The sequence below is a fragment of the Flavobacterium soli DSM 19725 genome (genome assembly GCF_000422705.1).
Taxonomy (GTDB): domain Bacteria; phylum Bacteroidota; class Bacteroidia; order Flavobacteriales; family Flavobacteriaceae; genus Flavobacterium; species Flavobacterium soli.
The window spans coordinates 261,030-270,777 of sequence record NZ_AUGO01000009.1 but is presented as its reverse complement, the minus strand read 5'-3'; the positions used below and the strand labels follow the sequence as shown (position 1 = coordinate 270,777).

Genomic DNA, 9,748 nt, shown 5'->3' with positions numbered 1-9,748 from the left:
ACTACTGGATCTGGAAGATGGACGAGCATGGCAGTGCCGAATGGCAGAAGAGCTTTGGCGGAGGTGCAAGCGATTTGCTGCAAAGCATCAAGACCACGCATGATGGCGGCTTCCTCTTGGCAGGTACCTCGAACAGTCCCAAGGGCTACCAGAAGGCCGTTGAGGGCCACGGAGGCAACGACTACTGGGTGATCAAGCTCAATGCCAAGGGCGACCAGATGTGGCAGAAGTGCTTCGGGGGCATCGGGCAGGACGATTTGCAGATGGTGGTGGTGACCAGGGATGGGGGCTACTTGCTTGCCGGTACCTCGAATTCATCCACCCCGTCCGCGGCGGCGGACACTTCCAAAGGAGGGGAATCCAATATTGGATTTAAAAAGGAAAAGACAAGGGGGAATACCGATTACTGGATCATCAAGATCGATGCCGATGGGAATGAGCAGTGGCAGAAGACCTACGGAGGCCAATATGCCGACCAGCTGCGTGATGTGGAACAGACCAAGGATGGCGGCTTTATCGTGGCGGGCTATTCCAACAGTCCTGCCTCGGGGGAAAAACTTCAAGAAAACTTCGGACAGGGGGGCGACTTCTGGATACTGAAATTGGATGACAAGGGCAATATCGAGTGGCAACAGGCCATTGGCGGTGCACATGACGACCAGCCCTACGCCATCCGCCAGACGGCCGACCTTGGCTATATGGTGGCGGGAAGCTCCAACAGCCAGACCCGTACCTCGAAGAAGGGAACCGACCTCTGGGTGGTGAAGCTCGGGGAGACGGGCGAGACGCTCTGGGAAGAGGCCTACGACATCGGCTCGGTGGATATCCTCACTTCCCTGATCGAGAACCAGGACGGCAGCTTGCTGATTGGGGCCTACAGCCCGATCTCCTCCGGTGACGAGCAAGGCAAGGAAGGGCTCAACGACTATATGGCAATCAAGATCTCGGAAAAGGGCGAGGAAATCTGGCGGAAATCCATTGGCAGCGAGGGCGAGGATATACTGCGAAAAGTGGTCATGTCCCGCGACGGCGGCTACCTGATGGCCGGTACCTCGAATCCCGAGTTCAAGGGCTTTGCCCACAGGAGGCAGCAGAAGAAAAAGGGACTGGCAGAAGGATTGAATCCCTTGGACAGCAGCCAGCAACTTGCCGGAGCACAGAAAGCACAACAGGAGTTGGACAATATGGTCAACGAAACAGCCTCACAGGCCAATGAGGCCGTTGCAGGGCAATTGAACTCGGCAACCAAGGGCATCAATGACGCCTTGGGCAACACTAACGACTCGGGCTTCAAGCTTGGGGCAAACTCACCGACAGGCAACCTGCTGAACCCTACCAACTCAGGCGGAGGCAGTGGCGGCAGCCAGGGAGGTGCAGTGCCGATGGAAAACTTGGGGCCAAAGCCGGGAGCGAAAATCTCAAGGGACAAGAAGCAGAACTATGGCGGGAAGGACTTCTGGGTGGTGAAGATCAAGGACAAGGAGAAGCCGCTGAAGGAGAAAACTAAGATCGAGGCCATCCCCAACCCCGTTATCAGCTATACGAACGTGATCGTGGGCTTTGACTTCGACACGGGCACGGCACGCCTGTATGACATAGGGGGTCGCGAGCTGCAGAAGTTCGAGATCGAGAGCCGGACGGTTCCGGTAAACCTCTCGGGGTATCCTGTTGGGGTGTATATCGTGAATATCCAGACCAACAAGGGGGAGGGAAGCGTGAAGATAATCAAGAATGACAATTAAGACAAATAGACGACAGATGAATATAAGGACTACATTTTATAGCATTGCACTGCTTGTTGCAGGAATTTCAAGCCAACAGGTTACAGGACAGGAAGTGCCAAAGGTAATACCGCCTTCGCCTGAGGCGGCCACCATCCTGCAGCATTCTCCTGTGAATGTTTCGCTTTACACGGGAACGCCTAACATATCGGTGCCGTTCCATACCATCTCGCATGGCGGTGTCGAGGTGCCTATCTCGCTGTCTTACAGTACAGATGGGATCAGGGTAAACAGTATCGCATCGCGGACAGGTATGGGATGGTCGCTCAGTTCTGGGGGGCTCATAACAAGGACTATCAACAAGTTGCCGGATGATGTTACCAATGGCTATATGAATACCACCACTAATAGCAATATTAACCAACGCTATACGATACTGCATCTTATGGGATTAGATCCTTTATGCACCGGATTTGACACCTGCCAAAACTATCATATAAGTTTTGAGACCGGGGAAGGTGCTAGGAGGGACTATGAGGCAGACACCTTCAATTTCAGCTTCCTTGGCTATTCGGGACAGTTCTATTACAACCAGCAGGAACAGGAATTCAACCAGGCACCCTTGAGCAGACTTAAGATATTGACTGTTAAGGGATCTGATAAAAAGATCATAGGTTTTATTATCACTGATGAGAATGGGGTGAAGTATTATTTTGGCGAGCCCTACAATTCGCCGGAACATCCATATCGTCTGGGAGCCCGTGAATTGGTCACTACCACAAAATCGAGATCGGTGACCTATGACGGGATCACTCAGTCGCCCGCCAACGATACCAATGGGGCGGCTAACGTATTCCAGTCGTGGATGCTGATGGACATCGTCTTCCCAACATCGAAGGAGACGGTGAAATTCTATTATTCCATGGAGAACGGCGTGAAGACCCATACCCTGATCGATGAGGAGTTTATAAAATGTGATGCTGGCGACAGTGAACGTAATATCAGTTACCTAGTAAGGGAATTTAACCAGCCATCAATTGATAGCATCATTTTTCCAAGCGGAAGGATACTGTTTGAAAGCCAGCCCTATGAGCGGCTTGACCTTCTGAATTCTCATGCCCTTAAATCCATGATCTTGCTTGACAAGGATCAGAATTTTGTAAAGAAGATGGTATTGCATACCTCTCAGCTGACCAGTGCAGATAACAATACTTATTTTTATGATTTCGGGGAAGGCAAGTACCGCCTGATGCTTGACTCGGTCACAGAGGAAGACCTCTCGGGTACTATAAAAGGTCGTTACGGATTCGAATATAACAATCCGCAGGCCCTGCCGAATCGATTTTCAAGGGCTATTGACTATTTCGGCTACTACAACGGGAAATTTTTGAATACTTCCCTCATACCCGTTACCTATGTTGACAGGCGGAATGCCTATTTCGGATATGCTGACAGGACGATTGATCCAGCCTATACCCAGATCGGCGTGCTTACCAAGGTTACCTATCCCACTGGAGGGTTTGACAGTTTTATCTGGGAGAACAATGATATCGGACGGTTTGGTGGAATTGGGGACAGCTATACCGATCATCTTGCAAAGGGGCACACAAAGCTGGAATCCGCAGACTACGCCACTAATTTTGCCAATAACAAGTTTACGAAAATTTTTACTGTTGGCCCAAACGTCAGGGGAAAGGCTTATTTTAATGTGTTCCAGATGACAGGATGCACGGGACCGAATCTCAATCAGGTTAGTTGCGATTTTACGATAACGGTTGAATCAACTGACACCAATTCGGGCTTTGTTGCACTAAATATTTTTCAGTCCGAGTTTCACCATGACCTGCCTTCTGGCGAGTATAGGATAACCGCCACGCCAAAGGGAATCTGGGTACCGCCCACACAGGTAAATGATCCCACTGCAAAAGCATTCCAGTTCTTTATTGACTGGAAATATGATGAAACCCCGGATGAACTTTTGTATTCAGGGCTGCGTATCCAAAAGATTGAGAGCCATGACAAGCTAGGCAGTCTTGCTTTTTCAAAGACTTATCAATATAAGGGATTTGTCAATGGGATTTCCAGTGGCAGCACACCCAATATGTACGATTGTCTTTTTAAATCTTATCTCTATGCAAAGGGTAGCACTTTCAGCACTTCACAGGGCATGAGGGGCATCAAGCTCTCGGGAGTAAGCCAGGCACCACTGATTTCTACCCATGGCAGCCTGGTAGGCTATGAAAATGTCACGGAACTGTTCAATGAAGGACAGCAGGGACGCAAGGAGTATACCTACAGTTATACTGACAATTATAACAGCCAGCTGCAGCTTGAACCACGGGACTATTATAGCAATATCCATATTCCAAACAACTTCCGCAATTATGTATATTGCGACTGGCTCCGGGGCAACTTGAAGAAGGTTGAGACCTATAGCCAAGACAGCAAGCTTTCTAAGTTGGAGAATACTTATGAAGCATATGGTACAAAGCCAATTGAGGATTTTGGATTGCAGGTATATAAGTTCCCTGCCGAACCCTTCGGCAATGATGGATTTTTATCTCCATTGGGTGTAAGCTGGTATTCGGCAGTAACGGAGTACCACCGACTGGTCCAGACCAAGGAAATCCATTATTTTGAGGCCAATGAGGTGAATTCTATAACGGATTATACCTATAATTCATTATCGCAACTTTCCCAGGAACGCAGTTATGACAATGGACAGCTGGATGTAAGGAAAAACTATTACTATCCGTCGGACCCTTCGATGTCATCCAAACCCTATGCCTTGGAACTGAAGGAGCAGAATAGAATTGGGACACCACTGGAGATTATTACCTCAGATGCGATTGGAGAGCTGTCCAGGCAGGAAACCGTCTACAAAGATTGGGATCCGGGTTTGGGATTGCACATCTCTCCCGAAATCATCATGGCCAGCAAAGGAGGAGCCACTTTAGACCCGCGTGTCAAATACAATGCGATGGACATCACAACCGGCAATCCATTGGAAGTACAGCAGGAAGGTGGCATGAAGATCAGCTATCTCTGGGGCTACAGCAAGACCCTTCCCATCGCCAAGATCGAGAATGCCACCAATGCGGAGATCAAGACTGCCTTGGGAGTAACGGACCTTACCTTGGTGAATGAAGCAAACCTGACAGCGATCAATAACCTTAGAACCTCACTCCCGAACGCCATGGTCACGACCTATACCTACACGCCTTTGGTAGGGGTCACCACCATCACCGACCCCAAGGGTGACAAGGTTACCTATCACTATGACAACTTCAACCGCCTGAAGCTTGTCAAGGATAAGGATGGCAAAATACTGAGCGAGAACCAATACCATTACAGAACACAAAACTAGGAAGCATGAGAAAGCTATTATATACCCTATTGCTTCTGCCTGTGATGGCAATGTCGCAAAGCACGAACCAGAACTATGTGAAGAGCGTGACCTACAAGCAGGAAACGGCTACCGCCCTTCCTGCAAGCCCTACCGCTTCACAGGCGGCAGTGAATGTCACCTACTTTGACGGCCTTGGAAGGCCGATGCAGCAGGTTGCCCACAAGCAATCGGGAACGGGAACGGATATTGTGACCCCGATTGTCTATGACAACTTTGGCAGGCAGACCCACGACTACCTTCCCTATGCCGCACAGACGGCCACCATGGCCTATGATGCAGCGGCAGTAGCCAACGTATCGGCCTTTTACAATACGACAGCCTATGAGAATACCACAAACCCCTACAGCCAGAAGCGATTGGAGGCCTCGCCACTTGGCAGGGTGCTTGAGCAGGGAGCCCCGGGAGCGGACTGGATGGTAAACCCTACAAGCGACCTTGACCATACCATCAAGTTTGACTACAAGACCAACGGGGCCAACCAAGTACGGCTGCTAAAGGCCAATTCCACTTGGAATGGGAACGCTACGAGTCCGGTTTACAATATTGCTATTGTCAACAGCGGTTACTATCCTGTAAACACGCTCTGCAGGACCATAACCAAGGATGAGAATTGGGTACCGGGTTCTTCCAACCATACCACCGAGGAATTCAAGAACAAGCAGGGACAGGTGGTGCTCAAGCGGACCTACAATGCAGGCCAGCTGCATGACACCTACTATGTGTATGACCAATTTGGCAACCTCACTTATGTACTGCCACCCTTAGCGAATGGAAGTACGACTTCAGCAGTACTGACCGGACTTTGCTACCAGTACAAATATGATTCCCGCAACCGCCTCGTGGAAAAGAAGCTTCCGGGAAAGCAATGGGAGTTCATCATCTATGACAAGCTGGATCGCGTGGTGGCAACCGGTCCTGCCAATTCACCCTTTAGCGACATCACGGCTCCGGGCTGGCTGATCACCAAGTATGACGCCTTTAACCGACCGATACTCACGGCCTGGAAACAGGCAACTGTGACCAGCATCACAAGAAATACGCTCCAGGGGATATATAACGGGGCTACCGCCACTACGATTAGCGAAATGAGAACCACAGGTACGGCGACATCCGTTGGCGGGGTTGGATTCCGATATACCAATGTTGCCGAACCCACGACGGGCTACCATATCCTGACCCTCAATTACTATGGTACGTATGACTTTACGACCCTGACGGAATGGGTTCCCTCGGCATTGCCTACCAATGTCCTTGGCCAGAGTGTCTATTATAACAGGACGGTGAAGCCAAAGGGGCTTGCCACCGGAGGCTGGGTGCGAGTCTTGGAACGAAGCAATGATTACAGGTGTGAACGTTCCTATATGCTCTATGACAGGAAGGCCCGTATGGTGATGAGCCAAAAGGTGAATCATCTGGGAGGTTACACCACAGCACTTACGCAATATGACTTTGAAGGAAAGGTCCTGCAAACCCAGACCTTGCATAAGCGATTGGCAAGCACTCCCCAGGAGTTGGTTGTAAACGACTATTATACCTATACTGACCAAGGCAGGTTGCTGGAGCACCGCCACAAGATTAATGGTGGTGCCGAGGAGCTTATCGCCAAGAACGAATATGACGCACTGGGACAGCTCAAGAACAAGAAAGTGGGTGGCCTTGCCAGTACTGCAACAGGCCTCCAGAAGCTTGACTACACCTACAACATTAGAGGCTGGCTCAAGGGCATCAACAACACGCAAAGCCTTGCCGAAAGTGGCTTGCCAACGGATCTTTTTGCCTTCAGGATTGGCTATAACGATGTGGAAGGCATCAGCACGCCCCTGTATAACGGCAACATAGGGGAAACGTATTGGAAGACACATCCCGAGAACGTGTTGCGGAAATACAGCTACGAGTATGACGATCTGAACCGATTGACCGATGCCTATTACCAGAAGCCGGGACTTGCACCCTCACAGACCTATGCCTATGACGAGTACCTTAGCTATGACAAGAACGGCAACATACTGAGCATGGACCGCAATGGCTATCTGGACAGCAATGTGGCTCCCTACCTCATTGACAAGCTGAATTACAGCTATGGACTAAATTCCAACCGATTGGATTATGTTATGGACCAGTCCAACAGCCTTGACGGTTTCAGGGATGGGCAGCATGCCGATCCTTCGAGGCCAGATTACAGCTATGACCTGAACGGCAACATGACCCAGGACTGGAACAAGGGCATCTCTGAGATTACCTACAACCATTTGAATCTTCCCACACGGATTGTCTTCAATTATGATGTGAACAGGAAAATTGACTATCTTTACAATGCCCTCGGGGCGAAGCTCAAAAAGCTGGTGGATGACAAGACGGTGACGCCCAATGCCTATCAGGAGACGCATTATCTGGACGGTTTTCAGTATGTTGGCAATGATTTGCAGTTTTTCCCGACGGCAGAGGGGTATGTGAGTGTGAGGGAAAGCATTTATAATTATGTCTATAACTATGTGGACCATCTGGGCAACATCAGGCTGAGCTATACCCGTGAAGGCAGCGTGACAAAGGTGCTTGAGGAAAACCATTACTACCCTTTTGGGATGAAGCACAGCTATAATGCCGAGATCAGGGAATGGGGATTGGACAGGGACACTGGCGAGGTGTATGCTATCGTGGAGGAGGTTGACAGGAGTAATTATCAGTATAAGTACCAAGGACAGGAGCGTCAAGACGAACTATCATTGAACTGGGACAGCTTTAAGTGGAGAAATTATGATTATGCTATTGGTAGGTTTATGAGCTTAGACCCATTAGCAGAAGATTATAGTTTTCAGTCACCATATACATTTTGTGAAAACAAGCCAATTGCATATAGGGAATTGGAAGGCTTAGAAGGGGTATTAGCAATATTTTATCATGGAGGTCCTACTGGAGGTGGCCAACCAACAACTGTAACAGATGCGGGTACTACAGGAGATTATTTTGTCAACACTCAGGCAACTGCTGGTCAGAATGGACAAGATTTTGCTGGTACTATTATAGCTCCTGGATGGACTTCTTCTTCTGGTGTTGAATCTGGAATGGATTTTTTTAATGCAAATTATCAAGATGGAGATTCAGTAATTATTTATGGATATAGCTATGGAGTTGATGTTGCTGTCGAGTTAACAGAAGCACTTAAAGCTCAAAATTGTAATGTTGAATTACTTGTCACTGTAGATGGTTCTGACGGTCCCTTAATGAATTCTACAGTTAATACTGCTATTCCAAGTAACGTAAAAAAGAATGTGAATGTTTATCAAACTGAAGATTCAGGTGCCTCAAGTTCATCTCGTTCAACGGGTTCGTCTTCTGGGGCTACCAGTAGTAGTAGCGGAAGTAATAGTAGTGGAAGCAGTAATAAAAGTAAAAGCGGAACAAGTAATTCCCCAGGGTCTAATGGTGGGCCTAATACAGCAGTAAACTCAAAGAAAACGACAGTTATTAATAACAATGTTACCGCCCCAGGAACTAATCATGCAAATATTCAAGAAAAAGCAAAACAAATAATCCAACCCGAATTAAATAGGGCTGCTGCAAATTAAAAATCATGAAAAATTTTAAATATTATTTAATTCTCTTAGCATTTAGTTTAATGTCATGTTATGAAGATATTAATGATGTAAGTATTACGGGCTTAATTACAGATAGTGTAACGAAGAAACCGCTTGAAAATGTGAAAGTATCGATTGTTTGTTGGAGATATGGCAATACACCTGATGGAAGTTATACTGGTCAAGATTCTGTAACCGTAATTACCAATAAGGAAGGAGAGTATAGCCACAACTTCAATAAGGGAGCTTTTATTGAGGTAAAAACATCTATATCAGGTTATCAAAGCAGACATGAATCCACTGATGTTACAACTAAAAGTAACATTATGGATTTAAAATTGAAAAGAAACGACAAATAAATATGATACCAAACAGTTGAAGATTTAAAAGGAACAATGGTACCTCACAAGCATAATCGTAAAGATTAAATTAGATGTAGAAGTTAAAAAGACAGCCTTAGTGCTGTCTTTTTTGGCGATAAACTTTATAATCTGAAATTATTTAATCGTTTTACGGAAAACCGTAAATAAGGGAATTGGTAAAGCATTAGATTTGTTTTGGTGCTGAATAAAGAGAGACTTTATTGAGCAACCATTAACCAATTAATATAAGTATTATGGAAACAATTCAAGCAATTAAACCTGGTCCAAAACCAAAAAAAGAAGACGGAACTCCAGACAAAAGACCCAGAGTTAATCCTCCTAACAAGGAAAAGCATCCCGATTTAAAGCCTCACAAGCATAAACCTAAAGATTAAGCTATATCTGTAAGTTTCAGACAAAGAATGACTACTTTAGTATTTTAAAATAACAAAATAAATTCATAACTATGAGCGTATATCAACTAACAATTTTAAACAAGGATGAAGTACATATCCCAGCAATAGAAAAATTCGCAGATAAATATGAAGCTGTCTATCCTCAGCCAATAGAAACTAAAGATGGAACGGTCTTCGAATTTGAATTTCCAACTAATGAGCATCTGAAAAAATTTAAAGAAGCTCTTGATGGCTTAAATCCAAAACTATTTTCAATATAGCAGTT

At 46.8% G+C, this 9,748-nt stretch carries 7 protein-coding genes and 1 pseudogene; 7 read left to right on the top strand and 1 reads right to left on the bottom strand.

Annotated features, from left to right (window positions below):
* Positions 1–17 precede the first annotated feature (17 nt).
* From G508_RS0113260 to G508_RS20610, 3 genes and pseudogenes are all read left to right on the top strand, one after another.
* Positions 18–1,742, top strand: coding sequence for a T9SS type A sorting domain-containing protein (locus tag G508_RS0113260; protein WP_051197622.1), 1,725 nt, complete (start codon positions 18–20; stop codon positions 1,740–1,742).
* A 16-nt stretch (positions 1,743–1,758) separates the two neighbouring features.
* Complete coding sequence (locus G508_RS0113255; protein ID WP_026705780.1) at positions 1,759–5,088, top strand: RHS repeat domain-containing protein; 3,330 nt, start codon at positions 1,759–1,761, stop codon at positions 5,086–5,088.
* Positions 5,089–5,093: 5 nt separating this feature from the next.
* Positions 5,094–5,567 (top strand): annotated as a pseudogene (locus tag G508_RS20610) (DUF6443 domain-containing protein); the annotation flags it as partial.
* A 54-nt stretch (positions 5,568–5,621) separates the two neighbouring features.
* Here G508_RS20610 and G508_RS20250 read toward each other — a convergent pair.
* The gene (locus G508_RS20250) at positions 5,622–5,837 is read right to left on the bottom strand and encodes a hypothetical protein (protein WP_169628038.1); all 216 of its coding nucleotides are present in this window, start codon (positions 5,835–5,837) and stop codon (positions 5,622–5,624) included.
* Positions 5,838–6,215: 378 nt separating this feature from the next.
* Between G508_RS20250 and G508_RS0113250 the strand changes: the two genes are divergently transcribed.
* From G508_RS0113250 to G508_RS0113235, 4 genes are all read left to right on the top strand, one after another.
* A complete protein-coding gene (locus G508_RS0113250; protein WP_169628037.1) occupies positions 6,216–8,696 on the top strand; it encodes an RHS repeat domain-containing protein in 2,481 nt (826 codons plus the stop codon).
* Between the two features lie 50 nt (positions 8,697–8,746).
* Positions 8,747–9,064: a hypothetical protein gene (locus G508_RS0113245; protein WP_026705778.1), complete on the top strand. Its 318-nt coding sequence runs from the start codon at positions 8,747–8,749 to the stop codon at positions 9,062–9,064.
* A gap of 257 nt (positions 9,065–9,321) precedes the next feature.
* Positions 9,322–9,462, top strand: a complete 141-nt coding sequence (locus tag G508_RS20245; RefSeq protein WP_169628036.1) for a hypothetical protein — start codon at positions 9,322–9,324, stop codon at positions 9,460–9,462.
* 71 nt (positions 9,463–9,533) lie between these two features.
* The gene (locus G508_RS0113235; RefSeq protein WP_026705777.1) at positions 9,534–9,743 is read left to right on the top strand and encodes a hypothetical protein; all 210 of its coding nucleotides are present in this window, start codon (positions 9,534–9,536) and stop codon (positions 9,741–9,743) included.
* Positions 9,744–9,748: the final 5 nt, after the last annotated feature.